The organism is Marinihelvus fidelis (assembly GCF_008725655.1).
GTDB lineage: Bacteria > Pseudomonadota > Gammaproteobacteria > Xanthomonadales > SZUA-36 > Marinihelvus > Marinihelvus fidelis.
The window spans coordinates 1-24,217 of the sequence record NZ_VYXP01000004.1 but is presented as its reverse complement, the minus strand read 5'-3'; the positions used below and the strand labels follow the sequence as shown (position 1 = coordinate 24,217).

The following is a 24,217-nucleotide window of genomic DNA, read 5'->3' as shown; positions in this document are numbered from 1 at the left end:
TTACCCGTTACCCGTCACGCGTTACGCGTTACGCGTCACCGTTTCATGCTTGCGCACGATAAGCATGGCCAGTTCCAGCGCCTGCTCGTAGTTCAGGCGCGGGTCGACGGTGGACTTGTAGGCACGGCGCAGGTCGGCGTCGACCAGGTCGCGGGCACCACCGGTGCATTCCGTGACATCTTCGCCGGTCAATTCCAGGTGCACACCGCCCAGCCTTGAACCATTGTCGTGGTGCACGTCGAAGGCCTCGTCCACTTCCGCCATGATATTGCGGAACCGGCGTGTCTTGATGCCGTCCGCCGTTGACTCGGTGTTGCCGTGCATCGGATCGCAGATCCACAACACCGGCGAACCGGAATCCTGGACCGCGCGGATCAGTTTCGGCAGCTTGTCCGCCACCTTGCCGGCGCCCATGCGGTGAATCAACACGATCTTGCCCTCTTCGCGGTTCGGATTGAGCACCTCCAGCATGTCGGTGAGCAGGCCGGGCTCCACAGAAGGACCGACCTTCATGCCGATGGGGTTGCGGATGCCGCGCATGAATTCCAGGTGCGCGTCCTCCATCGAGGCCGTGCGCATGCCGATCCACGGGAAATGTGTCGACAGGTTCCACCAGCCCTCCTGGCGCGGCACCTCGCGGGTCAGCGCCTGCTCGTAATGCAGGTGCAGGGCCTCGTGCGAGGTGTAGAAGTCGACCCGCTTGACCGAGCCGGCGCGGCGCCCGGAGATCGTCTCCATGAAGCGGACCGAGCGACCGATGCTGGTCGCCAGCTGCTGGAAGTCCTCGGCCAGCGGCGAGTGCTCGACCCAGCCCAGGTTCCAGTACTCCGGGTGATGCAGGTCGGCAAACCCGCCGTCGACCAGCGCGCGGACGAAATTCATCGTCATGGCCGAGCTGGCATGGGCCTGGATCAGGCGGCGCGGATCGGGAATGCGCGCTTCCGGCGTGAATTCCGGTGAATTGATGATGTCGCCGCGGTAGCTGGGCAGCGTGACGCCATCGCGGGTTTCGTCATTGGACGAGCGCGGCTTGGCGTACTGGCCGGCAAAGCGGCCGACGCGCACCACCGGCATCTGCAGGCCGTGCACGAGGATCAGGCTCATCTGCAGCAGCACTTTCAGGCGGTTGGTGATCACCGCCGAGTTGCATTCGGCAAAGCTCTCGGCGCAATCGCCGCCCTGCAGGAAGAAACGCTCGCCGCGCTGGGCCTCGGCAATCTGCTCCCTGAGCGCCAGGATCTCCCACGAGGTCACCAGGGGCGGCAGGCCGGATAATTCCGTCAGTGCCTTGTCGAGCTCACCCGCGTCGGGATAGATGGCCTGCTGTGCAGCGACCTTTTCCTGCCATGAATCCGGACGCCACGGCGCCCTGTTGGCCACCGCTCCCAGTGAATTACCCATAGTCATTATGTTCTGCCCTCCACGCGGGCCTGTCTGATCGTCAGAAAAATCGTTACCAACCCAAGCCCGATAAACCATACCAGCGTCCACGCCGGCATGCTCAGGCCCAGGAACTGCCACTGCACCTCGGCGCAGGCGCCATCGCCTTCAAGCACCGTCTTCAGTACATTCCAGAACGGCAGCGTGTCCATCATGTAGGCCAGGCCCGGGCCGCACTCCGGCACCTGGTCCAGGGGCAGCCCCTGCAGCCACACGTGCCGCCATGCAATCGCGCCACCCACGATGGCGCCAATGGTCATCAGCGTCGTCACCGTCCAGCGCCATTTGCCGCCGGGATTGAACAACGCGCCCACCAGCGCCCAGACGCCAATCCACATGAAGGCGACGCGCTGGAAAATACACAGCGGACAGGGGTCGAGGAACATCTTGTGCTGGCTGTACAGCGCATACCCGAGCAGGGCCGCGCAACAAATGGCGGCCAACAGGTACCAGAGCCTGAGGGAAAAAAACTTCATTGTCGTGACGATTACCGTGCCGTGGGGACCGCTCTGGCCAACGCCGGGCGCTGGTATAATTGGCGGTTCTCTTCATCCTGCCTTCAGGAGTCGATAATGAGTGGTTCCACCGCACAAAGCAAGCCGTCCGTCCGCCCCGCCATTCACGCACCCACGGGTACGGAATTGAGCTGCCGGGGCTGGCACCAGGAAGCGGCCCTGCGCATGCTGATGAATAACCTGGACCCCGATGTCGCCGAGCGCCCGGAAGACCTGATCGTCTACGGCGGAACCGGTCGCGCGGCCCGCAACTGGGCCTGCTACGACGCCATTGTCGCCACGCTCAAGCGCCTGGCCGATGACGAGACACTGTTGATCCAGTCGGGCAAGCCGGTCGGCGTGTTCCGCACCCATGAAGCCGCCCCGCGCGTGCTGATCGCCAACTCGAACCTGGTACCCCGCTGGGGCAACTGGGACGAGTTCCGTGACCTTGAAGACCGCGGCCTGACCATGTACGGACAGATGACGGCGGGTTCGTGGATCTATATCGGCTCCCAGGGTATCGTCCAGGGCACCTACGAGACTTTTGCCGAGGTGGCCAGGCAGCATTTTGGCGGCACGCTCAAAGGCACACTGACCGTCACCGCCGGCCTCGGCGGCATGGGTGGTGCCCAGCCCCTGGCGGTGACAATGAACGACGGCCACTGTATTGCTGTCGAGGTCGACCCGTGGCGGATCCAGCGGCGCGTGGAAACCGGCTACTGCGACGTTCGCGCCGACAGCCTGGACGAGGCCCTGCAGCTGATCGACCAGGCCGATGGGCCGTTGTCCGTTGGCCTGCTGGGCAATATCGCCGACGTCATGCCCGCCCTGCTGGAGCGCGGCCTGGTGCCCGACATCATCACCGACCAGACCTCCGCGCATGATCTGCGCCAGGGCTACATTCCCACGGGCTACTCACTGGAAGCCGCAGCCGCCCTGCGCGAATCCGACCCGAAAGCCTATGACGACAAGGTGCTGGACTCGATGGTCACGCACGTCCGCGCAATCCTTGACCTGCAGGACAAGGGCGCCGTCTGCTTCGACTATGGCAACAACCTTCGGGGCCAGGTAAAAGACTTCAGGAATATGCCAGAGGCTTTTGATTTTCCTGGCTTTGTTCCTGCCTATATTCGTCCCCTGTTCTGCCGCGGCGCCGGCCCGTTCCGCTGGGCGGCGCTGTCCGGTGACCCCGGCGACATTCGCATCACGGACGAGACCATCCTCGAACTGTTCCCGGAAAAGGCCGCCCTGCACCGCTGGATTGAAAAAGCCCAGGAGAAAATTCACTTCCAGGGGCTACCGGCACGCATCTGCTGGCTGGAGTACGGCGAAAGGGCGAAGGCCGGGCTGGCCTTCAATCGCCTGGTTCGCGAAGGCAAGGTCAAGGCGCCCATCGTCATTGGCCGGGATCACCTGGACACGGGCTCGGTGGCCTCCCCCAACCGCGAGACCGAGGCCATGGCCGACGGTTCCGACGCGATCGCCGACTGGCCCCTGCTGAACGCCATGCTGAACACGGCCTGCGGCGCCAGCTGGGTCTCACTGCATCACGGTGGCGGCGTAGGTATCGGCTATTCACAGCACGCCGGCATGGTCTGTGTCGCAGACGGCACCGAGCTGGCCGACGAGCGCCTCGAGCGCGTGCTGACGGCGGACCCCGGCTCCGGCGTCATGCGCCATGCCGATGCCGGTTACGACGAGGCCGTGACCACGGCCAACGAGCGCGGTGTCGACCTGCCAATGGTGAACGGCTGATGAGCACCATCCGCCTGGCGCAACTGGACACCGATCTCGCGGCGTCGATGCAGCGCCTGCGGCAGGATGACGGCCCGGTCGCGGCCTCCCGACAGGTGGTCGACGCCGCGCTGGCCTCCGGAAAGGCGCATTACGGCATCAATACCGGCTTCGGCGCCCTGGCCAACCAGCGCATCTCCAGCGCCCAGCTCACCGACCTGCAGCGCAATATCCTGCTCAGCCATGCCTGCGGCGTCGGTAGCCCGGTGCCGCGTGAGATCAGCCGGCTGATGCTGCAGTTGAAGATCCATGCCCTGGGCCTGGGCCGATCCGGCATCTCGCGCCAGACCTTCGACCTGCTACTGGCGTTCGCCGAGCACGACCTGGTCCCCTGGGTGCCCAGCCGGGGCAGCGTCGGCGCCTCCGGCGACCTGGCCCCGCTGGCGCACATGTGCCTGCCGCTGATCGGCCGTGGCGAGTTCTGGGCCAGGGACGACGACCGCCCGGTACCCGCGGCGGAACGCCTGAGCGAAGCAGGCCTGGAGCCCATTGACCTGCAGGCCAAGGACGGGCTGGCCCTGATCAACGGCACCCAGCTGATGAGCGCCTATGGTGCCTTTGTGCTGCAACGCGCGCTGGTCCTGCGCAGGGAAGCCGATGTCCTGGCGGCCATGAGCCTGGAAGCCCTGCAGGGCAGCGCGGCGCCATTCGACGCGCGCATCCACGAGGCCAGGCCACACCATGGCCAGGGCCAGGTTGCGGCCAATGTACGCAGGATGCTTGAAGGCAGCGAGATTCTTGAATCCCACCGTGACTGCGGCAAGGTACAGGACCCCTATTGCCTGCGCTGCGTGCCGCAGGTTCACGGCGCCAGCCGCGACGCGCTCGACTACGCGATAGGCGCCATCGAAACGGAGCTGAACTCGGTCACCGATAACCCGTTGGTGTTCCCCGAGGGCGACATCGTTTCCGGCGGAAACTTCCACGGCCAGCCCCTGGCGCTGGCGATGGATTTCGCTGCCATCGCCCTGGCCGAGCTGGGCAGTATCTCGGAACGGCGGACCTACCTTTTGCTGGAAGGCCACGATGGACTGCCCAAGCTGCTGATGCGTGACACCGGCGTCAATTCCGGATTCATGATCCCCCAGTACACGGCCGCGGCGCTGGTATCGGAAAACAAGGTGCTGTGCCACCCGGCCAGCGTCGACTCCATTCCCACCAGCCTGGGCCAGGAAGACCATGTCAGCATGGGTTCCATCAGCGCGCTCAAGTTGCTGGAGGTGCTCAACAATGTCGAGCGCGTGCTCGCCGTCGAACTGCTCACTGCGGCCCAGGCGCTGGACTTTCGCGAACCCCTGCGTCCCGGCCGCGGTGTCGCCGCCGCTCACCAGGCCCTGCGCGCCAAAGTCGAGCACGCGCATCGCGACTACGAGGTCCGCAACGACCTGGACCGCTGCGCGGCGCTGTTGCGTTCCGGCGCCATGGCCCAGGCGGCGGCATCGGGTAGCGGCGAACTCGCATGAGCCTGCGACTGACCGGTATCGGCCAGCTGGCCACCTGCCCTGCGGACAATCCGCAGGGTGATGCCGGCCTGGTCAATGACGCCGAACTGGTCATCGCCGACGGGCGTGTCGCCTGGGCGGGCCCGGCCGCGCAACTTCCGCGGCAATGGGCCAGCACGGAGCCCTGGGACTGCCAGGGCCGCCTGGTCATCCCCGGCCTGGTCGACTGCCATACCCACCTGTGTTTTGGCGGGTGGCGTGGTGACGAGTTCGAAATGCGTCTGCAGGGGCACAGCTACCAGGAAATCGCCGCGGCGGGCGGCGGTATCCGTCACACGGTCAAGCACACCCGCGCCGCCAGCAGGCAGGCGCTGATCGACAAGGCTCGCAGCGCACTGGACGACATGCTCGCGCTGGGCGTGACGACGGTCGAGTGCAAGTCCGGTTATGGCCTTGAGCCGGAAACGGAATTGCGCCAGCTGCGCACCTATCGCCAGCTCGACGCCGATCACCCGGTCGACCTGGTGCCGACCTTCCTGGGCGCCCACGTCATTCCCGACGAGTACGCCGCCAACCGCTCGGCCTATATCGAGCTGCTGTGCCAGGACATGCTGCCGCGGATTGCCGCCGACGGCCTGGCCGAATTCTCCGATGTGTTCGTGGAACAGGGCGCGTACGGCCTTGACGAAGCCCGCCAGGTGCTGGCCACCGCGCGTGAGCTGGGCATGGGGCTGAAAGTGCATGCCGACCAACTGAGTGATGGTGGCGGTGCCGCGCTCGCGGCCGAGATGGGGGCCGTGTCCGCAGAGCACCTGGAGTACGCCAGCGAAGACGGCCTCCGCGCCATGGCGCGGGCCGGCACCGTTGCGGTCAGCCTGCCACTGGCCTCTCTGTACCTGCGCGAACATTACATGCCGGCACGGGACGCGCTGTCCGCCGGTTGCCGCGTCGCCGTGGCCACGGACTTCAACCCGGGATCGGCGCCCAGCTACCACCTGCCCCTGGCGATGTTGCTGGCCTGCATTAACCAGTCCATGACGCCGCAGGAATCCCTGATGGGCGCAACCACCATTGCCGCCCGGGCCATCGCACGACATGACCGCATCGGCTCTTTGCGCCCCGGCTACCTGGCCGATATCGCGGTCATCGACGCCCCGGAGCTGAACCACTGGCTGTACCACTTTCGCCCCAACGCGTGTATCGCTCGATTCAAGTCGGGTATCGAATACTGATCTCGTTGTACGTCTGTTCCGCACCGGGGATTACCGGTACAATGGCCTCTTAATGAGAACAATTCGCATTTATGGCGTGCGCGCCACCGGATGCCCGACAGGAATAATCACATGACCCTCGCAGAGCTCAGGAACGGCATGCGTGCCGACATCACCGCCATGAACGCATCGGATCCCGGGATCATCCGGCTGATGACGCTGGGCCTGGTCGAGGGCGTTGCCGTGGAATTCCGCAACGCGGCAATTGGTGGCGACCCCATCGAGGTGAGCGTTTTCGGCGCTTCCGTATCCGTGCGCCTGGATCAGGCCCGTCAGATCGAAGTTTCGCCGCTGGAGCCCTGATCATGAGCGCGACGACAACCGCACAGGTCGATGTCGACTCGATCGGCATCCGCCGCCGCCCCCGCGGCCGGGTCGCCGTGATCGGTAATCCGAATTCCGGCAAAAGTACCCTGTTCAACCGACTGACCGGCCTGCGCCAGACGACTGGCAACTTCCCCGGCGTGACGGTGGAAAAACACTCCGGCACCGCGCAGCTTGATGGCTCCGCAGTCGAACTGGTCGACCTGCCCGGCATCTACAGCCTGGCCGGCGCGTCCACCGATGAGCAGATCGCCGTCGACGTGATCCTGGGCCGCGCCGGCGAGGCCGCCAGGCCCGATGGGCTGATGGTCGTCATCGACGCGCCGCATATCTACCAGGGCCTGTACCTGCTGCAACAGCTGATGGAACTCCAGGTGCCGACGATGGTGGCGCTGACGATGACCGACGCGGCGCTGGCTGCTGGTATCGAGATTGATGTCGACGCGCTGAGCGATCAGCTGGGTGGCATACCCGTCTGCCCCGTCGCCACCACTCTGGGTACCGGGCTGGGGGAACTGAAATCGACGCTCGCAGGGCTGTCGGAGCAACCCGTACCACCCTACCCCGCGTCCTGGCCGGCCCTGAGCGCCGCTGCCCAGGGGCTGGCCGATGCCAGCGATGGCACACTCGCACGGATCGATGTCATCCAGGGGTTGGTCGATCCGACCGGCCCGGCCGGACAGCAACTGTGCCGCCAGGTCGATACCGGTGCCGTGGACGATGTCAGCACGACCCTGTTCGCAGACAAACCGCCGCAGGCCGAGGAGGCCCGCCACCGTTATCGCTGGGCCCGGGATGTTGTCGGCCGGGTTCGCAAACAGGCCCCGGCCTCCCGGCGCGCACTCGCGCGCGTGGAACAATGGGTCAGTCGGCCATGGCCGGCCACCGTACTGTTTTTCCTGTCACTGGTCCTCGTGTTCCAGGCGGTTTTTTCCTGGGCGACACCGCTGATGGACGGCATCGACGCAGCCGCGGCCGGCCTGGGCGACCTGTCGCGCGGCCTGTTCGGCGACGGCGCCCTGGGAAGTTTCGTTGCCGACGGCATCATTGCCGGCGTCGGCAGTGTTGTCATTTTCCTGCCGCAGATCGTTATCCTGTTCCTGTTCATCATCCTGATGGAAGACACGGGCTACCTGGCACGCGCGGCCTTCCTTATGGATCGCGCCATGCGCCGCGTCGGACTGTCCGGGCTGTCGGTCATCCCGATGCTATCCAGCTTCGCCTGCGCCGTGCCGTCCATCATGGCCACGCGAGTGATTCCCGATCGCAGGGACCGCATCGCCACCATCCTGGCGGCCCCATTCATGACCTGTTCCGCGCGACTGCCGATCTACGCCCTATTGATTGCCGCGTTCGTGCCCGCCACCTCAGTTGGCTGGTTCAACCTGCAGGGACTGGTGCTGTTCGGACTATATTTGCTGGGCATTTTCGGCGGCCTGGCCACGGCCTGGCTGATGAAGCGTTCGGCGCTGCGCGGCCCCAAGCCGCACTTCGTGCTCGCGCTGCCCGAGTTCCGCCGCCCCAACCTGCAAACCGTGCTGATCAAGCTCTGGGACCGCTGCCGGATCTTCCTCAAACGCGCCGGCACGGTAATCTTCGTGGTCGCCGTCGTGGTCTGGGCATTGGCCTATTTCCCCCGCATGGACATGTCGGGCTTCACGCCGGATCCGTCCAGCAACCAGTCGGTTGATAACCAGCAGGCCGCCGCACAGATGGCCCAGAGCTACCTTGGTCGGGCCGGCAAGGTCGTAGAGCCGGTGTTTGAGCCGCTGGGCTGGGACTGGCGCGTGTCTTCGGCCGTGATTGCCGGCTTCCCGGCCCGCGAGGTGGTCGTCGCCGTCATGGGCACCCTGTACGCCGTTGGCGCCGAGGCCGACGAGTCATCGCTGGCCGAACGCCTGCGCGCCGCCACCTGGCCGGACGGGCGCATGATCTTTACCCTGCCGATGGTGCTGGGCCTGATGGTTTTCTATGCCTGGTGCCTGCAGTGCGCCGCCACGGTCGCCGTGATTCGCCGCGAAACGAACTCGTGGCGCTGGCCGATTTTTGCCTGGACCTACATGACCGTCGTGGCCTACCTGGGCGCGTTCGTCGTCTTCCGCGTTGGTAGCGGGCTCTTCTAGGCCGCGGTGATGCGATGAGTAAGCCGCTGCCCATCGAGGTCCGCTTTCTCAAGCGCTACGCGCGTCGCCTGCACCAGGCCGGCACGCCCGCCCACCAGATGGAATCGATGTTGACGGCGATTGCCGAACAGCTGGGGTACGGATGCGCGGTCTGGTCCAGCCCTACGGCCAGCTTCATCTCGGTCCATCGCCTCGATGATGAGGACGAACTCGACCCGATTCCCATGCAGCTGATCCGTACGCCCCCGGGCCAGATCAACCTGGGTTTTACGTCCGACCTTTACGAACTGGGTGAAGACCTGTTTGAAGGCCGAATCGGCGTCGAGGATGCGTTCTCTCGACTGAAATCCGAAGACGTGAATGACGGCCTGCCGCGCTGGCTGCGCGCCTTGTCCTGGGGCTTGTGCAGCGCGGGGATCGCGGTCCTGCTCGGCGCCAGTTGGCTGGGCGTCGGTGTTGCCGGCGGAATCGGCACCCTACTGGGTGCCGTATTCCTGGGCATTGGCGAGCGAGCCAACGTCGGCGGCCTGGAGGCCCTCGCCGCGTTGCTGGCGACCCTGGTCGTCAACGCCCTGCAGCATGTCCTTCCCGGCCTGGACGCCGCGACTGTCATCATGTCGGCGCTCATCGTCATCGTACCGGGCCTGAGCCTGACCATTGCCGTGACCGAGCTCTCGACCAACCACCTGTCTTCCGGCGCGGCCCGACTGGCCGGTGCCGTGGCAGTCATCTTCATGCTCGCCCTGGGTGTGCTGTTGGGTACCGTCATCACCGGCTTCCTGGGCTGGACTCCGGCAACCAACGTGGCCGAGGCCACCCTGCCCCATCCACCAGACTGGTTTATCGTGCCGGCCATCCTCTGGTCGTCGCTGGGTTTTGCGATGGTGTTTTCGGTCCGCCCCCGCCAGTTCGCCATCGCGATGGTCGCGGCCATCGCCAGTTATGCGCTCAGTCGCTACGCGGTCAGCATCGGCGGCCTCGAGTTTGGCGTCCTGGTCACAGCCCTGCTGGTCGCCATGGGCTCCAACGCCTGCGCCCGCTGGCTGAACGTACCGGCTTCGCTGATGCGTGTACCCGGCATCATCCTGCTGGTCCCGGGCAGCCTGGGCTACCGTGCCGCCACCGGCGCCATGCTCGGCCAGGGCACGGGCGTCGAAGACGCCTTCATGCTGATGGTCGTCGTCGCCACCGGCCTGGTCGGCGGCCTGCTCATCGGCAGCACCCTCGTCCCCCCACGCCGCTACCTGTAACGCGTGACGGGTGACGGGTGACGGGTGACGGGTGACGGGTGACGGGTGACGGGTGACGGGTGACGAAGAGCCTCCCAGCCCAGGACCACCCACATCAACCTCTTTCGCGTAATTTGCGAAATTCGCGTAATTCTTGTTAACCCCTGAGCAGAACCCACCTACCCAAAACCCAGCGCCGCCACACCTTCACCCACAGCGCCCCAAGCATAAATCGCCCCTTCCAAAACAAGAAAGCCCGGCACAAAGGCCGGGCTCTCCGTATTGCTTAGCGTGGTTGCCTTACTCGGCTTCCACCACTTCGCCATCCGCGCGCGGACGGTCGACCAGTTCGACATACGCCATGGTGGCGTTGTCGCCGGCGCGGTGGCCGCACTTCAGGATGCGCAGGTAACCACCCGGACGCTCCTGGTACCGCGGGCCGATCTCTTCGAACAGCTTGCCAACCACTTCCTTGTCGCGCAGGCGGTCAAAGGCGGTACGACGGTGTGACACACTGTCTTCCTTTGCCAGCGTGATCAGCGGCTCGGCGACGCGGCGAAGTTCCTTGGCCTTCGGCAGCGTGGTCTTGATGATCTCGTGCTTGAACAACGAGGTTGCCATGTTGCGGAACATCGCCTTGCGGTGCGATGAGTTCCGGTTCAACTTACGGCCAGCTTTCTGGTGACGCATGATCTTATTCCTGTTTCGTCGCGGCCGCCGTTCAGACGGAGGCCAGGGCCGCGGGCGGCCAGTTTTCCAGCTTCATGCCGAGGGACAGTTCGTGCTGGGTCAGCACGTCCTTGATCTCAGTCAGCGATTTCTTGCCCAGGTTCGGGGTCTTCAGCAGTTCCACCTCGGTGCGCTGCACCAGGTCGCCGATGTACAGGATGCTCTCGGCTTTCAGGCAGTTGGCTGAGCGAACCGTCAGTTCGAGGTCGTCGATCGGGCGCAGCAGCACCGGGTCGATTTCCTGGGACTTCTCTTCCTCAATGGCTTCGGTGCGCGCCTTGAAATCGACGAACACGGACAGCTGGTCGGCGAGAATGTTGGCAGCCAGCTTGACCGCTGCTTCGCAGTTCAGGGTGCCATTGGTCTCGATATCCAGGACCAGCTTGTCGAGGTTGGTGCGCTGTTCAACACGGGCCGCTTCTACGGAGTACGCCACGCGGCGAACCGGGCAGAAAGACGCGTCCAGCATCAGGCGGCCAATCGGGCGGCTTTCCTGGTCACCGATGGTCAGCTGCGCGGCCGGCTGGTAACCCACGCCACGCGCGATCTTCAGCTGCATGTTGATGCTGCCGTCCTTGGTCAGGTGGCAGATCACGTGCTCCGGGTTGACCACTTCGACATCGTGGTCGACGGTGATGTCGCCCGCGGTGACCGGGCCCGTGCCCTTCTTGCTCAGGGTCAGGGTCGCTTCTTCGCGTTCGTGCATGCGCAGCGCGACGCCCTTCAGGTTCAGCAGAACCTCGATGATGTCTTCCTGCAGGCCTTCAACCGCCGTGTACTCGTGCAGCACGCCGTCGATCTCGACTTCGACGATGGCGCAGCCGGGAATGGAAGACAACAGCACGCGCCGCAGCGCGTTGCCCAGGGTGTGCCCGAAACCACGCTCGAGAGGCTCGAGAGAGATACGGGCGCGGTTCGGGTTGATCTCGTCAACACCAACCGCCTTGGGTTTCAGCATTTTATCAATCGCATCCATCATGGGATGTAGACCTCGCAGGTTCTTCGCACAGGATCCCCGGTGGGCGTATCGCCCACCGGACAATCGGCATTACTTACTTGGAGTACAGCTCGACGATGAGCTGTTCGTTGATGTCGGCCGGCAGTTCATCACGGTCCGGCTGGCGCTTGAACACGCCCTCGGCCTTGTCGGCGTTGACATCCAGCCAGCCGCCAACGACGTCCAGCTCCTGGCTCAGCGTGATCGCTTCCTTGACGCGCAACTGGTTGCGTGCCTTTTCGGTCAGGCCGATGGTGTCGCCTTCGGACACCTGGTAGGAAGGAATATTGACCTTCGAACCGTTGACGGTCACTGACTTGTGCGACACCAGCTGGCGAGCCTGGGCGCGGGTCACCGCAAAGCCCATGCGGTAGACCACGTTATCAAGGCGGCCTTCCAGCAGGTTCAGCAGGTTTTCGCCGGTGGAACCCTTCTGCTGCGCCGCCTTCTTGTAGTAGTTGCGGAACTGCTTTTCCAGGATGCCGTAAATACGACGAACTTTCTGCTTCTCACGCAGCTGCAGCGCGTAGTCGGACAGGCGCTGACGACGACTGCCGCCATGCTGACCCGGGGGCTGGTTCAGCTTGCACTTTGATTCCAGGCCGCGCGACGGGCTCTTCAGCCCAAGGTCAACGCCTTCACGACGCGCCAGCTTGCAGGTGGGTCCTGTATACCTTGCCATGTTGCTTTACTCCTAGACGCGGCGCTTTTTAGGCGGACGACATCCGTTATGCGGAATGGGCGTCACGTCCACGATGTTGGTGATCTTGTATCCCAGCGCATGCAGTGCACGAACCGAAGACTCGCGACCCGGGCCAGGGCCCTTGACGCGTACTTCCAGGTTCTTCAGGCCGTAGTCCTGCGCGGCGCGGCCGGCATTCTCTGCGGCCACCTGCGCGGCAAACGGCGTGCTCTTGCGTGAACCACGGAAGCCGGCGCCGCCGGACGTGGCCCACGACAGCACGTTGCCCTGCCGGTCGCTGAGGGTGATGATCGTGTTGTTGAAGGACGCATGGACGTGGGCGATCCCATCGACCACTGTGCGTTTGACCTTCTTCTTGACTCTTGCTTTAGGCTTAGCCATCTCTGGATACCATTCTCGACGTTCTTATCGCTTGATCGGACGACGCGGACCCTTACGGGTACGTGCGTTGGTCTTGGTCTGCTGACCGCGAACCGGCAGGCCACGGCGGTGGCGCAGTCCACGGTAGCAACCCAGGTCCATCAGGCGCTTGATGTTCATTGCAACTTCACGACGCAGGTCGCCTTCAACATTGAAGCGTGCGACTTCCGCGCGAACGGTTTCAACTTCCGGTTCGGTCAGATCACGAACCTTCGTAGACGGCTCGATGCCAGCCGCTTCACAAATCTGCAAAGCGCGCGTGCGGCCAATGCCGTAAATCTGCGTCAGGGCCACCCAGGTATGTTTCTGGACTGGCAAATTGACACCCGCGATGCGAGCCATATTCCTTACTCCTGCTACGGTTTTCGACCGCCCGAAATCAAACGGTCAATTATATCCAAAATTCGATATCAGTAAAAGCCTGCAAGTACTTGTTGCGGCGGGGCGATTAGCCCTGGCGCTGCTTGTGCTTCGGGTCGGTGCAGATCACGAAGACCACACCACGGCGACGCACGACTTTGCAATTGCGGCAAATTTTCTTGACTGAAGCTTGCACTTTCATGGCAGCTCTCCTCGTTCCTTATCGTCTCACCACGCCCGAACGGCCGTAGGATTTCAAATTGGCCTTTTTCATCAGGCTGTCGTACTTATGCGAAATCAGGTGGGCCTGGACCTGGGCAATGAAGTCCATGATCACGACCACCACGATCAGCACGGATGTGCCGCCGAAATAGAACGGCACTGACCAGAACACCTGCATGATGTCCGGCAGCAGGCAGACCGCCACCAGGTAGAGCGACCCCACCATGGTCAGGCGCGTCAGCACAGTATCGATGTAGTCCGCCGTCTGGCGCCCCGGGCGGATCCCCGGAATAAACGCGCCTGAACGCTTCAGGTTGTCCGCCGTCTCCTTCGAATTGAACACGATCGCCGTGTAGAAGAAACAGAAGAAGATGATCAGGCCTGAAAACAGGATCGTGTACGGCAGGTTACCCGGCGTCAGTGCCGCGGCGACGTCCGTCATCCAGCTGAGCTGCTCCGTCGAACTGAACCAGGTGGCCAGGGTCGACGGGAAGATCACGATGCTGGAGGCGAAAATGGCCGGGATCACACCGGACATGTTCAGCTTCAGCGGCAAATGCGTCTGCTGGTTCTGGTAAGCCACCCTGCCCTGGCGCTGCGCGTAGTTCACGGTAATGCGACGCTGGCCACGCTCGACCTTGACGATGAAGTAAATCACGCCCAGGACCAGCGCACCGATCATCAGCACGGCCGGGATACTCAGCTGGCCGGTGTTGACCAGTTCCATCGTGCCGAACACGGCCCGCGGCAGGCCCGCGACGATACCGGCGAAGATGATCAGCGAGATACCGTTACCCACGCCACGCTCGGTGATCTGCTCGCCCAGCCACATCAGGAACACGCTACCGGCGGTCAGCGTGACCACGGCGGTAAACAGGAACCCGAAACCCGGCGCGTAGACCACGTTGGTCTGCGCCTGCAGGGCAATGGCCACGGAACCGGCCTGGAAGGCCGCCAGCACGATCGTGAACACACGCGTGTACTGGGTGATCTTCTGGCGCCCGCTCGAGCCTTCCTTCTTCAGCTGCTGCAGCTGCGGAATAACGCTCGACATCAGCTGCATGATAATGCTGGCTGAAATGTAGGGCATCACACCCAGGGCGAACAGGGAGAAACGCTCCAGCGCGCCACCGGTGAACAGGTTGAACACATCGATGATCGTGCCTTCCTGCGAGTTCATGAACTGCAGCAACGCCTGCGGGCTCACACCCGGAACGGGAATGAACGTACCGACGCGGTACACGATCAGCGCGATGAATACGAACAGCAGCCGCTGACGGAGTTCCGTCAATCGACCGATGCCACCCAGGGTATCCGCCATTTGTGAGGGCGAACGCGCCATTATTCGACCTTGCCTCCGGCCGCTTCAATCGCGGACTGGGCGCCCTTCGTGGCACGGATGCCTTTCAGGGTAACGGCCCGGTCGATCTCACCGGTGTTGATGACCTTGACATTGCGCACGTCGGCGGCGACCAGGCCAGCTTCCTTCAGCACGTCCAGGTCAATGACGTCGACCTTGACTGAAGCCAGCTGGTACAGGCGCAGCTCGGCGTTGAACCGCTGCGTGCGTGAGGCGAAGCCACGCTTGGGCAGGCGACGCTGCAGCGGCATCTGGCCGCCTTCGAAGCCCACCTTGTGGAAACCGCCGGAACGGGATTTCTGGCCCTTGTGACCGCGACCCGCGGTCTTGCCCAGGCCGGAACCGATACCACGGCCGACGCGCTTACGCGCCTTCTTGCTGCCCTCGGCGGGGCTCAGCTGATTCAGTTTCATTGTCAGGTCCTTTCCTAATCTGAGGTTCGCAGAAGCGACCGAGCCGGGCTCAGCCTTCTTCCACTCGTACCATGTAGTTGATTTTGTTCACCATACCGCGAACGGACGGCGTGTCTTCCAGTTCCACCGTGTGGTGCATCCGCTTCAGGCCCAGGCCGCGAACACACTCGCGGTGGCTCGGCTGCGCGCTGATCGGAGAACGCACCAGGGTGACCTTGATCGTGTCTTTCTTGGCCATTGTATTAACCCAGGTTCGCCTTGATTTCGTCGACCGGCTTACCGCGCTTGGCGGCCACCGATTCGGGGCTGTACATCTGCTGCAGACCCTTGATGGTCGCGCGCACCAGGTTGATCGGCGCGTTTGAACCCAGGCTCTTGGCCAGCACGTTGTGAACACCCACGGCTTCCAGCACGGCACGCATCGGGCCGCCGGCAATCACACCGGTACCCTCTGAGGCGGGCTGCATGTAAACACGTGAGCCACTGTGCGTGGCTTTCACCGGGTGCCACAGGGTGGTGCCGTTCAGCGGCACATTGATCATGTTGGCGCGAGCCTTTTCCATGGACTTCTGGATGGCGACCGGCACTTCACGCGCCTTGCCATAACCGAAACCCACCTTGCCGTTGCCATCGCCGACCACGCTCAGCGCGGTGAAGCCGAAGATCCGGCCGCCTTTGACCACCTTGGCCACGCGGTTCACGGATACCAGCTTTTCCAGCATCCCGTCGCCATTGTCTCTGTCGATATTTGACATCTGTCCTTACCTGCTCAGTTGATTCTGACCCCGGGGATCAGAATTTCAGTCCGCCTTCGCGGGCCGCGTCGGCCAGTTCCTTGATCCGGCCGTGATACTTGAAGCCGGAACGATCGAACGCGACCGTGTCCACACCGGCTGCCGTGGCTTTCTCGGCAATCGCCTTGCCTACGGCCGCGGCGGCTGCCTTGTTGCCGGTGCTGTCCAGGCCCTTGATCACGTCTTTCTGGACGGTCGAAGCCGCGGCCAGAACGTTGCCACCGCCAGCGGCGATGACCTGGGCGTAAATGTGACGACCACTGCGGTGCACCGTCAGGCGCGGCACATCCAGCTTGAGGATGCGGGCGCGTGACTTGCGGGCGCGGCGAAGTCTTGAAGTCTTCTTGTTCATCATCGGTTACCTCAGACCCTGAAGGCTTAAGCCTTCTTGGCTTCCTTACGGACCACGCGCTCGTCGCTGTAACGAACGCCTTTGCCCTTGTATGGTTCCGGCGGACGGAAGGCGCGAATTTCAGCCGCAGCCTGTCCAACCCGCTGCTTGTCGCAGCCCTTCAGAACGATTTCCGTCTGGGTCGGCGTTTCCACTGAAACACCTTCCGGCATGTCGTAATCGATCGGGTGCGAGAATCCCAGCTGCAGGTTCAGCTTGGTGCCCTGGGCCTGGGCGCGGTAACCCACGCCGACCAGGGTGAGCTTGCGCTCGAAGCCTTCACTGACACCCAGCACCATGTTGTTCAGCAGGGCGCGGAAGGTGCCGGCCATGGCCACGTCCTTCTTGCTGCTCCACTTGACCGAGCAGTCGCCCTCGCCCATTTCCAGGCTGATCGACGGATGCAGGTCCAGTGCCATGTTGCCCTTGGGACCCTTGACACGAACCTGCTGGCCGTCGACGTTGAAGTCGACACCCTGCGGGATCGTGATCGGATTATTCGCTACGCGTGACATCGTTAATCTCCTCGTTCCGCGATCAGGCCACGAAACACAGCACTTCGCCGCCATGGCCCGCTTCGCGAGCGGCCTTGTCGGTCATGATGCCGCGGGACGTGCTGACAATAGCGACACCCAGGCCATCAAAAACGCGCGGCAGTTCACCCTTGCCACGGTACTGGCGCAGGCCGGGACGGCTGTAGCGCTTCACCATGTCAATGGCACCCTTGCCCTGGAAGTATTTCAGGGTGATTTCCAGCTGCGGCTTGCCATCGTTTTCGGCAACAGCGAAATCATTGATGTAACCCTCTTCCTTCAGCACCGCTGCGATACCGGTCTTCACCTTGGAAGACGGCATGCTCACGCTGGCCTTGTTGGTGGCCTGCGCGTTGCGAATCCGGGTCAACATGTCCGAAATCGGATCACTCATGCTCATGTCAGTAGTCCTGTCTCTAATACCTTGATCGGGGCCGCCGTGCGGACCCGGCTCTTATTTACCAGCTGGCCTTGCGCAGGCCCGGCACGTCACCGCGCATGGCGGCTTCGCGGAGCTTGTTGCGACCCAGGCCGAACTTGCGATAGAAACCACGGGGACGACCGGACAGCGCGCAGCGGTTACGCTGGCGTGCCGGGCTCGAATCCCGGGGCAGCTTCTGCAGGGCGAACATCGCGTCCTGCTTGGCTTCGAAATCCTGTTCCGGATCGGCGACAATCGCCTTCAGCTGTGCACGCTTGTCGGCGTACTTCTTCACCAGCTTCGCGCGACGATTCTCGCGGTTGATCATGCTCTTCTTGGCCATCTGGGTTACCTGCTCACTTGTCCTTGAACGGGAAGCTGAACGCTTTCAGCAGCGCCAGGCCTTCCACATCGTCTTTAGCCGTCGTCGTGATGGTGATGTCCATGCCACGGATCGCGTCGACCTGGTCGAAATCGATTTCCGGGAACACGATCTGCTCCTTCACGCCGAACGAGTAGTTGCCCCGGCCGTCGAATGACTTGCGGCTCAGGCCACGGAAGTCACGCACACGGGGGATCGCCACGTTCACCAGGCGATCCAGGAACTCCCACATCTTTTCGCGGCGCAGCGTGACCTTGGCACCAATCGGCCAGCCATCACGGATCTTGAAAGAAGCCACGGACTTGCGTGCCTTGGTGACCACCGGCGCCTGGCCGGTCACGGTCGCCAGGTCCTGCACGGCGCGTTCCATCACCTTCTTGTCGATCGCCGCTTCACCCACACCCATGTTCAGGGTGATCTTGGTGATCTTCGGCACCGCCATCACGTTCTCGACACCGAGCTCCTTCATGAGCTTCGGCACCAGTTCGTCTTTGTAATAGTCGTGTAATCTGGCCATTGTTCTCTGCCTTAAATATCGACGGCTTCGCCGTTTGAGCGAAACACGCGCACCTTGCTGCCATCGTCCAGCGTCTTGACGCCCACGCGGTCGGCCTTGCCGGTCGCCGGGTTGAACAGCGCCACGTTGGAGACGTGAATGGGCGCTTCCTTCTCGACGATCCCGCCCGCGATGTTGCGGTTGGGGTCAGCCTTCGTGTGGCGCTTGACCATGTTCACGTTTTCCACCAACAGGCGGTCTTCCATCACGCGCAGCACGTTGCCTTTCTGGCCCTTGCTGCGGCCGGTGGTGACGATGACTTCGTCGCCTTTCTTAATACGTTTCATGACTGCTTCTCCGGGCTCAGAGCACTTCAGGCGCCAGTGAGACGATCTTCATGAACTTCTCACCACGCAGTTCGCGCGTCACTGGGCCGAAAATACGGGTACCAATCGGCTCCAGCTTCTGGTTCAGCAGCACTGCCGCGTTACCGTCGAAGCGGATCTTGGAGCCATCCGGACGACGCACACCGGTACGGGTACGTACGACCAGGGCGTTGTACACCTCGCCCTTTTTTACCTTGCCACGCGGGATGGCGTCCTTGACCGTCACCTTGATGACGTCGCCAATCTGCGCGTAGCGGCGCTTGGAGCCGCCCAGCACCTTGATACACTGGACCTGGCGCGCACCGCTGTTATCCGCCGCGGCCAGCATGCTCTGCATCTGAATCATCGTTCTATCCTCGAACCTGTCCGGTTAACTTAGACTGCACGCTCCACGACTTCGACGACCTTCCAGGCCTTCGACTTCGAGAGGGGACGGCACTCTTCAATCCGGACCGTGTCGCCAGCGGCGGCACTGTTGTCTTCGTCGTGCGCTTTCACCTTGGTGGAGCGCTTGATGTACTTGCCGTAAAGCGCGTGCTTGACACGGCGCTCCAGCAGTACGGTGACGGTCTTGTCCATCTTGTCGCTGACCACGCGGCCAACCTGGCTGCGTACGACCTTGTCCGCGGTGCTCATGACTCGCTACCTTCCTTCGACTTTTCATTCAGGACGGTCTTCACGCGGGCAATATCCCGGCGAACACGGCGCAGTTCATTCGGCTGGCCCATCTGGCCGGTGCCCTTCTGCATCCTGAGGTTGAACTGTTCACGCAGGAGACCGGTGAGTTCCTCACGCAGCTCCGCGTCCGACTTTGCTCTTAAATCCTGTGCGTTCATTACATCACCGACCGGGACACGAAGGCGGTCTTCACCGCCAGCTTGGCCGAGGCCAGGCGAAACGCCTCGCGCGCGGCTTCTTCGGACACGCCCTGGATTTCATACAGGACACGACCGGGCTGAATCGGGGCTACCCAGTATTCCACGTTGCCCTTACCCTTACCCATACGAACCTCGACGGGCTTCTTGGTGATCGGCTTGTCCGGGAACACGCGGATCCAGAGCTTGCCGCCACGCTTGACGTAACGGGTAATGGCACGACGGGCGGCCTCAATCTGGCGCGCGGTCACAAAACCACGCGTCGTCGCTTTCAGGCCGTACTCACCGAAACTGACGCGGTTGTTCACCTGCGCCAGGCCGCGGTTACGACCCTTCTGCTGCTTTCTGAATTTGGTACGTTTTGGCTGCAGCATCGTTCAACTCCTAGCTGGCCGCCTTCTGGTTGCTGGCGCTGTCGGACTTCTTCTGGGCGTACAGGTCGAAGACCTCACCCTTGTAAATCCAGACTTTCACGCCCAGCACACCATAGGTGGTCTGTGCTTCCACAAATCCGTAATCAACATCCGCACGCAGGGTATGCAGCGGCACCTGGCCTTCGCGGTACCACTCGCTGCGGGCAATATCTGCACCGTTCAGGCGACCGGACACGTGCACCTTGATACCCAGTGCGCCCAGGCGCATGGAGTTACCGACGGCACGCTTCATGGCACGACGGAACATGATGCGGCGCTCCAGCTGCTGGGCAATGCCCTCGGCAACCAGCTGAGCATCCAGCTCCGGCTTGCGAATCTCGGCCACCGTGATGTGGGTCGGAACCCCCATCAGCTGGCTGACTTCACGACGCAGGCGGTCGATGTCCTCGCCCTTCTTGCCGATCACGATACCCGGACGAGCCGTGTGAATCGTGATGCGAGCAGACTTGGCCGGACGCTCGATTTCGATACGGCTGACCGCCGCCTGTGCCAGACGCTTGCGCAGGAACTCGCGGACCTCGAGGTCGGACTTCAACTGCTCGGCGTACTCGCCTTTTTCGGCATACCAGGTTGAGTTCCAGTCCTTGGCGATGCCAAGGCGGATACCTGTTGGATGTACCTTCTGACCCATAATCTTTTCCCGGTCCTGTTATTCGCTGTCGGCCAGCGTCACGGTGATGTGACTGGTCCGCTTCAAAATCCGCGTGCCACGGCCCTTGGCGCGAGCACGACCACGCTTCATGGTCGGGCCTTCGTCGACACAGATCGCTGAGATTTTCAGCTCGTCGATGTCCGCACCTTCGTTGTGCTCGGCATTGGCCACGGCAGAAAGCAGAACTTTCTTGACGATGGACGCCGCCTTCTGCGGGCTGAATGCCAGCAGTTGCTCAGCCTTTTCCACCGGCATGCCGCGAACCTGGTCGGCAACCAGGCGCACTTTCTGCGCGGAGATGCGCGCGCCATTCAATTTTGCTGTCACTTGCATGATCGCTACACCTACTTCGTCTTGCGGTCACCGGAGTGACCACGGAACGTACGCGTTACCGCGAATTCGCCCAGCTTGTGACCGATCATCTGCTCGTTGATCAGGATCGGCATGTGCTGGCGACCGTTGTGTACCGCGATGGTCAGGCCGACCATGTCGGGCGTGATCATCGAGCGGCGCGACCAGGTCTTGATCGGACGCTTGTTATTGGTCTCCAGCGCCTGTTCGACCTTGGCCGCCAGGTGATGGTCGATAAATGGACCCTTCTTAATTGATCTAGGCATCGTACTGTCCCGTTATTTACCTGAGCGCTTACGCACGATGTACTTGTCGGTGCGCTTGTTGCTGCGGGTCTTGTAACCCTTCGTCGGCGTACCCCACGGTGACACCGGATGACGGCCACCAGAGGTCTTGCCTTCACCACCACCGTGCGGGTGATCCACCGGGTTCATGGCCACACCACGAACCGTCGGGCGAACACCACGCCAGCGACGTGCACCGGCCTTGCCCAGCTTCTCCAGGTTGTGCTCGGAGTTGGACACTTCACCGATGGTCGCGCGGCAGCGGGTCGGCACCTTGCGCATCTCGCCGGAGCGCAGACGCAGGGTGGCGTACTGACCTTCGCGGGCCACGAGCTGGCAGGCTGCACCGGCGCTGCGCGCCAGTTGGGCACCCTTGCCGGGCTTCAGTTCCACGCAGTGCACAACCGTACCCACCGGGATGTTGCGCAGCGGCAGCGTGTTACCCGGCTTGATGGCGGCTTCACGACCGCTCATGACCGGGTGGCCTGAATGCACACCCTTCGGCGCGATGATGTACCGGCGTTCGCCATCTTTGTACAGCACCAGCGCAATGTGGGCGCTACGGTTGGGATCGTATTCGATCCGCTCAACCTGGCCGGGAATCCCGTCCTTGTCGCGCTTGAAATCGATGACACGGTAGTGCTGCTTGTGACCGCCGCCGCGATGACGGGTGGTCACCCGGCCCGCATTATTGCGGCCGCCGGTCTTCGACTTCTTTTCCAACAGGGCCGCGTGCGGCGCACCTTTATGCAGGTGCTCGTGGCGAACCTTGACTACGCCACGACGGCCGGGCGATGTCGGTTTTGCTTTAACGATTGCCATGACTCTTCGTCCTTAAGCTGATTCTTCGCCCAGGAGGTCGATGACCTGCCCTTCCTGGACCCGAACGTAGGCTTTTTTCCAGTCTTTCCGCTTACCGGGGCGCATCTTGAAGGCCTTGGTCTTGCCCTTCACGTTAGCCACACGGACAGATTCCACAGTGACCTCGAACAACTGTTCGATAGCCGCACGGATATCCTGCTTGGTGGCGTCAGTCGCCACACGGAAAACGTACTGGTTACCCTGCTCGCCCACACGCGCGGTCTTTTCCGTCACCCGCGGCGCCAGCAGCACGTTGTAAATATTGTCGTTGCTCATCCCAACCACTCCTGGATCTTGTTGATCGCCTCAACGGTCACCACGACCCTGTCGGCAGACACCAGGCTGACGGGGTCGATACCGGCCACGTCCACGCAATGCACACCGATCAGGTTGCGGGAAGACAGGAACAGCTTCTCGTCCACTTCCGCGGTGATCAGCAGGCCTTTTTCGACACCGAGTTCGGCCAGCTTGCCGGCCAACGCACTGGTCTTCGGCGCGTCAACACCCAGGTCGTCGATGACGACCAGGCGCTCCTGGCGAACGAGCTCAGAAAGAATCGCCTGCAGTGCGCCGCGGTACATCTTGCGGTTCACCTTCTGCGAATGATCGCGAGGCGTCGCCGCAAAGGTCTTGCCACCGCCAACCCAGATCGGGCTGCGAATGGTGCCGACACGTGCGCGGCCGGTGCCCTTCTGGCGCCACGGCTTCTTGCCGCCGCCAGACACCGCTGAACGGTTCTTCTGTGCCTTCGTGCCAGCGCGAGCGCCAGCCAGGTATGCGGTCACCACCTGGTGGACCAGTGCCTCGGAAAACTCACGACCGAACGTGGCTTCCGAAACCTGGACGTCTTTACCGCCTGCTACTGCCAGTTTCATCATCAATACCTCAATGCTTCACGGACGGGCGCACAGTCACGGTGCCGCCAGCTGCGCCAGGGACTGCACCCTTGATCAGCAGCAGGTTGCGCTCCGCGTCCACCCGGACGATTTCCAGGTTCTGCGTCGTGTTGCGCTCGTCACCCATGTGACCCGCCATCTTCTTGCCCTTGAACACGCGCCCAGGGGTCTGGCACTGGCCGATGGAACCCGGCGCACGATGCGACAGCGAGTTACCGTGGGTGGCGTCCTGGGTACGGAAGTTGTGACGCTTGACCGTACCGGCAAAGCCCTTGCCCTTGGTGATGCCCGTGACATCAACCATCTGGCCGGCTTCGAACTGGTCGACCGCCAACTCGGCACCTGCTTCCAGGTCACCGCCTTCCTCGCCTTCCAGGCGCAGTTCCCACAGGCCAAAACCTGCTTCCACACCTGCCTTGGCAAAATGTCCCGCTTCCGGCTTGTTGACCAGGCCGCTACGCTTGCCACCAGCGGTGACCTGCAGTGCTTTGTAACCGTCGTTATCGTCGGTCTTGACCTGGGTCACCCGGTTCGGGGTCGCCTCGATCACCGTCACCGGCACACTTGCGCCGTCTTCGGTGAACACGCGGGTCATACCCGCCTTGCGTCCAATGATTCCAATTGCCATCGTCTTGTCTCTTCTTCAGCTACGACCAGTGGCTCAGTTGAGCTTGATCTGCACATCGACACCCGCGGCCAGATCCAGCTTCATCAGTGCATCCACGGTCTTGTCATTGGGGTCGACGATATCCATCAACCGCTTGTGCGTACGGGTTTCGTACTGGTCACGCGCGTCCTTGTTGACGTGCGGGGAAATCAGTACGGTCGTGCGCTCGATGCGGGTCGGCAACGGAATAGGACCGCGCACCTGCGCGCCCGTCCGCCGGGCCGTTTCCACGATTTCCTGGGCTGAACGATCGATCAGACGATGATCGAAAGCCTTCAACCGGATGCGGATTCTCTGATCTGCCATTTCTATTTACTCGCTTCGCTCGTTGGTGACGCGCAACGCGTCACGCGTTACGCGTTACTGTTACTCGAAAATCTTCGCGACGACGCCGGCGCCGACGGTACGACCGCCTTCACGGATGGCGAAACGCAGACCTTCTTCCATGGCGATCGGGGCAATCAGATCAA

37 protein-coding genes are annotated in these 24,217 nt (G+C 62.7%); 6 read left to right on the top strand and 31 right to left on the bottom strand.

The genetic code is table 11. From position 1 onward, the window contains the following. Positions 1-21: 21 nt before the first annotated feature. Entirely contained in the window at positions 22-1,407 is a 1,386-nt protein-coding gene (locus F3N42_RS06435; RefSeq protein ID WP_224784775.1) for a class II 3-deoxy-7-phosphoheptulonate synthase, read from the bottom strand. Continuing rightward, on the bottom strand, positions 1,407-1,916 hold the full coding sequence (locus F3N42_RS06430; RefSeq protein WP_150863604.1) for a disulfide bond formation protein B: 510 nt from the start codon (positions 1,914-1,916) through the stop codon (positions 1,407-1,409). Before F3N42_RS06430 ends, F3N42_RS06435 begins: the two co-directional genes overlap by 1 nt. 96 nt (positions 1,917-2,012) lie before the next feature. Here F3N42_RS06430 and hutU point away from each other — a divergent pair, with 96 nt between their 5' ends. The 6 genes from hutU (at position 2,013) to F3N42_RS06400 (ending at position 10,141) form a co-directional block, all read left to right on the top strand. Beyond that, positions 2,013-3,692, top strand: a complete 1,680-nt coding sequence (hutU, locus tag F3N42_RS06425; protein WP_150863603.1) for a urocanate hydratase — start codon at positions 2,013-2,015, stop codon at positions 3,690-3,692. After that, the gene (gene hutH, locus F3N42_RS06420) at positions 3,692-5,194 is read left to right on the top strand and encodes a histidine ammonia-lyase (RefSeq protein WP_150863602.1); all 1,503 of its coding nucleotides are present in this window, start codon (positions 3,692-3,694) and stop codon (positions 5,192-5,194) included. Before hutU ends, hutH begins: the two co-directional genes overlap by 1 nt. Next, positions 5,191-6,405 carry an imidazolonepropionase gene (hutI, locus tag F3N42_RS06415; RefSeq protein WP_150863601.1) on the top strand — a complete coding sequence of 405 codons (1,215 nt, stop codon included), beginning with the start codon at positions 5,191-5,193 and terminating at the stop codon, positions 6,403-6,405. The genes hutH and hutI overlap by 4 nt, the downstream gene beginning before the upstream one ends. Positions 6,406-6,516: 111 nt before the next feature. After that, positions 6,517-6,747 carry a FeoA family protein gene (locus tag F3N42_RS06410; RefSeq protein ID WP_191621268.1) on the top strand — a complete coding sequence of 77 codons (231 nt, stop codon included), beginning with the start codon at positions 6,517-6,519 and terminating at the stop codon, positions 6,745-6,747. 2 nt (positions 6,748-6,749) lie between these two features. Beyond that, entirely contained in the window at positions 6,750-8,891 is a 2,142-nt protein-coding gene (gene feoB, locus F3N42_RS06405) for a ferrous iron transport protein B (protein ID WP_150863599.1), read from the top strand. Between the two features lie 14 nt (positions 8,892-8,905). Continuing rightward, positions 8,906-10,141, top strand: a complete 1,236-nt coding sequence (locus F3N42_RS06400; RefSeq protein WP_150863598.1) for a threonine/serine exporter family protein — start codon at positions 8,906-8,908, stop codon at positions 10,139-10,141. 279 nt (positions 10,142-10,420) lie between these two features. Here the strand turns inward: F3N42_RS06400 and rplQ are convergent, their stop codons facing one another. From rplQ to F3N42_RS06255, 29 genes are all read right to left on the bottom strand, one after another. Next, positions 10,421-10,810 (bottom strand): 50S ribosomal protein L17, encoded by a 390-nt coding sequence (rplQ, locus tag F3N42_RS06395; protein WP_150863597.1) that lies wholly within the window; start codon positions 10,808-10,810, stop codon positions 10,421-10,423. Positions 10,811-10,841: 31 nt separating this feature from the next. Continuing rightward, positions 10,842-11,828: a DNA-directed RNA polymerase subunit alpha gene (locus F3N42_RS06390; protein WP_150863596.1), complete on the bottom strand. Its 987-nt coding sequence runs from the start codon at positions 11,826-11,828 to the stop codon at positions 10,842-10,844. A 73-nt stretch (positions 11,829-11,901) separates the two neighbouring features. After that, positions 11,902-12,528 (bottom strand): 30S ribosomal protein S4, encoded by a 627-nt coding sequence (gene rpsD / locus F3N42_RS06385; protein ID WP_150863595.1) that lies wholly within the window; start codon positions 12,526-12,528, stop codon positions 11,902-11,904. Between the two features lie 12 nt (positions 12,529-12,540). Beyond that, positions 12,541-12,930: a 30S ribosomal protein S11 gene (gene rpsK / locus F3N42_RS06380; RefSeq protein ID WP_150863594.1), complete on the bottom strand. Its 390-nt coding sequence runs from the start codon at positions 12,928-12,930 to the stop codon at positions 12,541-12,543. Positions 12,931-12,954: 24 nt separating this feature from the next. Next, on the bottom strand, positions 12,955-13,311 hold the full coding sequence (gene rpsM / locus F3N42_RS06375) for a 30S ribosomal protein S13 (RefSeq protein WP_150863593.1): 357 nt from the start codon (positions 13,309-13,311) through the stop codon (positions 12,955-12,957). 106 nt (positions 13,312-13,417) lie between these two features. Beyond that, positions 13,418-13,531, bottom strand: coding sequence for a 50S ribosomal protein L36 (rpmJ, locus tag F3N42_RS06370; protein ID WP_150863592.1), 114 nt, complete (start codon positions 13,529-13,531; stop codon positions 13,418-13,420). An 18-nt stretch (positions 13,532-13,549) separates the two neighbouring features. Beyond that, a complete protein-coding gene (gene secY / locus F3N42_RS06365) occupies positions 13,550-14,893 on the bottom strand; it encodes a preprotein translocase subunit SecY (RefSeq protein ID WP_150863591.1) in 1,344 nt (447 codons plus the stop codon). Continuing rightward, positions 14,893-15,324: a 50S ribosomal protein L15 gene (rplO, locus tag F3N42_RS06360; RefSeq protein WP_150863590.1), complete on the bottom strand. Its 432-nt coding sequence runs from the start codon at positions 15,322-15,324 to the stop codon at positions 14,893-14,895. Before rplO ends, secY begins: the two co-directional genes overlap by 1 nt. A gap of 49 nt (positions 15,325-15,373) precedes the next feature. Then, entirely contained in the window at positions 15,374-15,562 is a 189-nt protein-coding gene (rpmD, locus tag F3N42_RS06355; protein ID WP_150863589.1) for a 50S ribosomal protein L30, read from the bottom strand. Positions 15,563-15,566: 4 nt separating this feature from the next. Next, positions 15,567-16,079 (bottom strand): 30S ribosomal protein S5, encoded by a 513-nt coding sequence (rpsE, locus tag F3N42_RS06350; RefSeq protein ID WP_150863588.1) that lies wholly within the window; start codon positions 16,077-16,079, stop codon positions 15,567-15,569. A 37-nt stretch (positions 16,080-16,116) separates the two neighbouring features. Beyond that, positions 16,117-16,470: a 50S ribosomal protein L18 gene (rplR, locus tag F3N42_RS06345; RefSeq protein WP_150863587.1), complete on the bottom strand. Its 354-nt coding sequence runs from the start codon at positions 16,468-16,470 to the stop codon at positions 16,117-16,119. Positions 16,471-16,496: 26 nt separating this feature from the next. After that, complete coding sequence (gene rplF / locus F3N42_RS06340) at positions 16,497-17,024, bottom strand: 50S ribosomal protein L6 (RefSeq protein ID WP_150863586.1); 528 nt, start codon at positions 17,022-17,024, stop codon at positions 16,497-16,499. A gap of 22 nt (positions 17,025-17,046) precedes the next feature. Next, positions 17,047-17,442 (bottom strand): 30S ribosomal protein S8, encoded by a 396-nt coding sequence (gene rpsH, locus F3N42_RS06335; protein ID WP_150863585.1) that lies wholly within the window; start codon positions 17,440-17,442, stop codon positions 17,047-17,049. 58 nt (positions 17,443-17,500) lie between these two features. Further along, positions 17,501-17,806, bottom strand: a complete 306-nt coding sequence (gene rpsN / locus F3N42_RS06330; protein WP_150863584.1) for a 30S ribosomal protein S14 — start codon at positions 17,804-17,806, stop codon at positions 17,501-17,503. A 13-nt stretch (positions 17,807-17,819) separates the two neighbouring features. After that, positions 17,820-18,362, bottom strand: coding sequence for a 50S ribosomal protein L5 (rplE, locus tag F3N42_RS06325; protein ID WP_150863583.1), 543 nt, complete (start codon positions 18,360-18,362; stop codon positions 17,820-17,822). Positions 18,363-18,373: 11 nt separating this feature from the next. After that, entirely contained in the window at positions 18,374-18,688 is a 315-nt protein-coding gene (gene rplX, locus F3N42_RS06320; RefSeq protein ID WP_150863582.1) for a 50S ribosomal protein L24, read from the bottom strand. Positions 18,689-18,704: 16 nt separating this feature from the next. Further along, positions 18,705-19,073 carry a 50S ribosomal protein L14 gene (gene rplN / locus F3N42_RS06315; RefSeq protein ID WP_150863581.1) on the bottom strand — a complete coding sequence of 123 codons (369 nt, stop codon included), beginning with the start codon at positions 19,071-19,073 and terminating at the stop codon, positions 18,705-18,707. Positions 19,074-19,102: 29 nt separating this feature from the next. Then, a complete protein-coding gene (gene rpsQ / locus F3N42_RS06310) occupies positions 19,103-19,363 on the bottom strand; it encodes a 30S ribosomal protein S17 (RefSeq protein ID WP_150863580.1) in 261 nt (86 codons plus the stop codon). Further along, positions 19,360-19,563: a 50S ribosomal protein L29 gene (gene rpmC, locus F3N42_RS06305; protein ID WP_150863579.1), complete on the bottom strand. Its 204-nt coding sequence runs from the start codon at positions 19,561-19,563 to the stop codon at positions 19,360-19,362. Before rpmC ends, rpsQ begins: the two co-directional genes overlap by 4 nt. Continuing rightward, complete coding sequence (gene rplP / locus F3N42_RS06300) at positions 19,563-19,976, bottom strand: 50S ribosomal protein L16 (RefSeq protein ID WP_150863578.1); 414 nt, start codon at positions 19,974-19,976, stop codon at positions 19,563-19,565. The genes rpmC and rplP overlap by 1 nt, the downstream gene beginning before the upstream one ends. Positions 19,977-19,986: 10 nt before the next feature. After that, entirely contained in the window at positions 19,987-20,667 is a 681-nt protein-coding gene (gene rpsC, locus F3N42_RS06295) for a 30S ribosomal protein S3 (protein WP_150863577.1), read from the bottom strand. Positions 20,668-20,685: 18 nt separating this feature from the next. After that, positions 20,686-21,021 (bottom strand): 50S ribosomal protein L22, encoded by a 336-nt coding sequence (rplV, locus tag F3N42_RS06290; protein ID WP_150863576.1) that lies wholly within the window; start codon positions 21,019-21,021, stop codon positions 20,686-20,688. An 11-nt stretch (positions 21,022-21,032) separates the two neighbouring features. After that, positions 21,033-21,305 (bottom strand): 30S ribosomal protein S19, encoded by a 273-nt coding sequence (gene rpsS, locus F3N42_RS06285; protein WP_150863575.1) that lies wholly within the window; start codon positions 21,303-21,305, stop codon positions 21,033-21,035. A gap of 12 nt (positions 21,306-21,317) precedes the next feature. After that, positions 21,318-22,145, bottom strand: coding sequence for a 50S ribosomal protein L2 (gene rplB / locus F3N42_RS06280; protein ID WP_150863574.1), 828 nt, complete (start codon positions 22,143-22,145; stop codon positions 21,318-21,320). Positions 22,146-22,157: 12 nt separating this feature from the next. Next, positions 22,158-22,460 carry a 50S ribosomal protein L23 gene (rplW, locus tag F3N42_RS06275; RefSeq protein WP_150863573.1) on the bottom strand — a complete coding sequence of 101 codons (303 nt, stop codon included), beginning with the start codon at positions 22,458-22,460 and terminating at the stop codon, positions 22,158-22,160. After that, the gene (gene rplD, locus F3N42_RS06270; protein WP_150863572.1) at positions 22,457-23,059 is read right to left on the bottom strand and encodes a 50S ribosomal protein L4; all 603 of its coding nucleotides are present in this window, start codon (positions 23,057-23,059) and stop codon (positions 22,457-22,459) included. The genes rplW and rplD overlap by 4 nt, the downstream gene beginning before the upstream one ends. A gap of 10 nt (positions 23,060-23,069) precedes the next feature. Further along, on the bottom strand, positions 23,070-23,708 hold the full coding sequence (gene rplC, locus F3N42_RS06265; protein ID WP_150863571.1) for a 50S ribosomal protein L3: 639 nt from the start codon (positions 23,706-23,708) through the stop codon (positions 23,070-23,072). A gap of 33 nt (positions 23,709-23,741) precedes the next feature. After that, on the bottom strand, positions 23,742-24,053 hold the full coding sequence (gene rpsJ / locus F3N42_RS06260) for a 30S ribosomal protein S10 (protein WP_150863570.1): 312 nt from the start codon (positions 24,051-24,053) through the stop codon (positions 23,742-23,744). 60 nt (positions 24,054-24,113) lie between these two features. Continuing rightward, positions 24,114-24,217: EF-Tu C-terminal domain-related protein (locus tag F3N42_RS06255; protein WP_455024280.1), on the bottom strand; the 104-nt coding region annotated here is incomplete at its 5' end.

What these genes read in the sequence shown, in the direction of transcription:
- hutI (WP_150863601.1), top strand. Translation starts at nt 5,191, where the DNA reads ATGAGCCTGCGACTGACCGGTATCGGCCAGCTGGCCACCTGCCCTGCG.
- feoB (WP_150863599.1), top strand. Translation starts at nt 6,750, where the DNA reads ATGAGCGCGACGACAACCGCACAGGTCGATGTCGACTCGATCGGCATC.
- rpsK (WP_150863594.1), bottom strand. Translation starts at nt 12,930, where the DNA reads ATGGCTAAGCCTAAAGCAAGAGTCAAGAAGAAGGTCAAACGCACAGTG.
- rpsJ (WP_150863570.1), bottom strand. Translation starts at nt 24,053, where the DNA reads ATGGCAGATCAGAGAATCCGCATCCGGTTGAAGGCTTTCGATCATCGT.
- F3N42_RS06400 (WP_150863598.1), top strand. Translation starts at nt 8,906, where the DNA reads ATGAGTAAGCCGCTGCCCATCGAGGTCCGCTTTCTCAAGCGCTACGCG.
- rplR (WP_150863587.1), bottom strand. Translation starts at nt 16,470, where the DNA reads ATGAACAAGAAGACTTCAAGACTTCGCCGCGCCCGCAAGTCACGCGCC.
- secY (WP_150863591.1), bottom strand. Translation starts at nt 14,893, where the DNA reads ATGGCGCGTTCGCCCTCACAAATGGCGGATACCCTGGGTGGCATCGGT.
- rpsN (WP_150863584.1), bottom strand. Translation starts at nt 17,806, where the DNA reads ATGGCCAAGAAGAGCATGATCAACCGCGAGAATCGTCGCGCGAAGCTG.
- rpmC (WP_150863579.1), bottom strand. Translation starts at nt 19,563, where the DNA reads ATGAACGCACAGGATTTAAGAGCAAAGTCGGACGCGGAGCTGCGTGAG.
- F3N42_RS06410 (WP_191621268.1), top strand. Translation starts at nt 6,517, where the DNA reads ATGACCCTCGCAGAGCTCAGGAACGGCATGCGTGCCGACATCACCGCC.
- rpsE (WP_150863588.1), bottom strand. Translation starts at nt 16,079, where the DNA reads ATGTCAAATATCGACAGAGACAATGGCGACGGGATGCTGGAAAAGCTG.
- rpmJ (WP_150863592.1), bottom strand. Translation starts at nt 13,531, where the DNA reads ATGAAAGTGCAAGCTTCAGTCAAGAAAATTTGCCGCAATTGCAAAGTC.
- rpmD (WP_150863589.1), bottom strand. Translation starts at nt 15,562, where the DNA reads ATGGCCAAGAAAGACACGATCAAGGTCACCCTGGTGCGTTCTCCGATC.
- rpsM (WP_150863593.1), bottom strand. Translation starts at nt 13,311, where the DNA reads ATGGCTCGCATCGCGGGTGTCAATTTGCCAGTCCAGAAACATACCTGG.
- rplD (WP_150863572.1), bottom strand. Translation starts at nt 23,059, where the DNA reads ATGAAACTGGCAGTAGCAGGCGGTAAAGACGTCCAGGTTTCGGAAGCC.
- rpsQ (WP_150863580.1), bottom strand. Translation starts at nt 19,363, where the DNA reads ATGAGCACCGCGGACAAGGTCGTACGCAGCCAGGTTGGCCGCGTGGTC.
- rplO (WP_150863590.1), bottom strand. Translation starts at nt 15,324, where the DNA reads ATGAAACTGAATCAGCTGAGCCCCGCCGAGGGCAGCAAGAAGGCGCGT.
- hutH (WP_150863602.1), top strand. Translation starts at nt 3,692, where the DNA reads ATGAGCACCATCCGCCTGGCGCAACTGGACACCGATCTCGCGGCGTCG.
- rpsH (WP_150863585.1), bottom strand. Translation starts at nt 17,442, where the DNA reads ATGAGCATGAGTGATCCGATTTCGGACATGTTGACCCGGATTCGCAAC.
- rplX (WP_150863582.1), bottom strand. Translation starts at nt 18,688, where the DNA reads ATGAAACGTATTAAGAAAGGCGACGAAGTCATCGTCACCACCGGCCGC.
- F3N42_RS06390 (WP_150863596.1), bottom strand. Translation starts at nt 11,828, where the DNA reads ATGATGGATGCGATTGATAAAATGCTGAAACCCAAGGCGGTTGGTGTT.
- rpsD (WP_150863595.1), bottom strand. Translation starts at nt 12,528, where the DNA reads ATGGCAAGGTATACAGGACCCACCTGCAAGCTGGCGCGTCGTGAAGGC.
- rpsC (WP_150863577.1), bottom strand. Translation starts at nt 20,667, where the DNA reads ATGGGTCAGAAGGTACATCCAACAGGTATCCGCCTTGGCATCGCCAAG.
- F3N42_RS06430 (WP_150863604.1), bottom strand. Translation starts at nt 1,916, where the DNA reads ATGAAGTTTTTTTCCCTCAGGCTCTGGTACCTGTTGGCCGCCATTTGT.
- rplV (WP_150863576.1), bottom strand. Translation starts at nt 21,021, where the DNA reads ATGCAAGTGACAGCAAAATTGAATGGCGCGCGCATCTCCGCGCAGAAA.
- rplN (WP_150863581.1), bottom strand. Translation starts at nt 19,073, where the DNA reads ATGATTCAGATGCAGAGCATGCTGGCCGCGGCGGATAACAGCGGTGCG.
- rplB (WP_150863574.1), bottom strand. Translation starts at nt 22,145, where the DNA reads ATGGCAATCGTTAAAGCAAAACCGACATCGCCCGGCCGTCGTGGCGTA.
- F3N42_RS06435 (WP_224784775.1), bottom strand. Translation starts at nt 1,407, where the DNA reads ATGACTATGGGTAATTCACTGGGAGCGGTGGCCAACAGGGCGCCGTGG.
- hutU (WP_150863603.1), top strand. Translation starts at nt 2,013, where the DNA reads ATGAGTGGTTCCACCGCACAAAGCAAGCCGTCCGTCCGCCCCGCCATT.
- rplQ (WP_150863597.1), bottom strand. Translation starts at nt 10,810, where the DNA reads ATGCGTCACCAGAAAGCTGGCCGTAAGTTGAACCGGAACTCATCGCAC.
- rplC (WP_150863571.1), bottom strand. Translation starts at nt 23,708, where the DNA reads ATGGCAATTGGAATCATTGGACGCAAGGCGGGTATGACCCGCGTGTTC.
- rplE (WP_150863583.1), bottom strand. Translation starts at nt 18,362, where the DNA reads ATGGCCAGATTACACGACTATTACAAAGACGAACTGGTGCCGAAGCTC.
- rpsS (WP_150863575.1), bottom strand. Translation starts at nt 21,305, where the DNA reads ATGCCTAGATCAATTAAGAAGGGTCCATTTATCGACCATCACCTGGCG.
- rplF (WP_150863586.1), bottom strand. Translation starts at nt 17,024, where the DNA reads ATGTCACGCGTAGCGAATAATCCGATCACGATCCCGCAGGGTGTCGAC.
- rplW (WP_150863573.1), bottom strand. Translation starts at nt 22,460, where the DNA reads ATGAGCAACGACAATATTTACAACGTGCTGCTGGCGCCGCGGGTGACG.
- rplP (WP_150863578.1), bottom strand. Translation starts at nt 19,976, where the DNA reads ATGCTGCAGCCAAAACGTACCAAATTCAGAAAGCAGCAGAAGGGTCGT.